Origin of the sequence: Brachyspira sp. SAP_772, from assembly GCF_009755885.1 — a bacterium.
Lineage (GTDB): Bacteria > Spirochaetota > Brachyspiria > Brachyspirales > Brachyspiraceae > Brachyspira.
Genome location: NZ_VYIX01000367.1, coordinates 1 through 524 on the forward strand (window position 1 = coordinate 1; position 524 = coordinate 524).

1 protein-coding gene is annotated in these 524 nt (G+C 30.7%); it reads right to left on the reverse strand.

The annotated features are described in order from the left end of the window. The coding region (locus GQX97_RS14545; protein ID WP_407921885.1) for a MutS-related protein at nucleotides 1-524 on the reverse strand (524 nt) is incomplete at both ends.

A 524-nucleotide genomic window follows, 5' to 3' on the forward strand; every position in this document is an offset into this window, starting at 1 on the left:
GCACTCTTAGCAGGTACAAATGAACCAATCTGTGCAAGAAGAACTATTAAAGCAGTTTGCCTCAAATATGTACTTTTACCGCTCATGTTTGGTCCTGTAATTATTAGCAAATGCTCATTTTTATTGTCTAAATATGTGTCGTTTGCTATAAAGCTTTCGTTTTTTAAATTCGCTTCAACTACAGGGTGTCTTCCTTCTTTTATGTCTATTATGCCGTCATCTGTTATAATAGGCTTTGTGTAATTTTCTTCTGCAGCCAAACAAGCCAAAGAAGCATAAACATCTATTACTGATATTATCTTTGCCATTTTTAATATAGATGTTAAATATTCATTAACCTTATTACGAACTTCTATAAATATATCATATTCCAAAGCATAACTTTTTTCATTAGCTTCGTTTATAGTCTTCTCATATTCCATAAGTTTGCTTGTGGTGTATCTCTCGCTTCCTACTAATGTTTGCCTTTTTATAAAATCTTTCGGAACTAATGATATATTAGATTTTGTTATCTCTATATAATA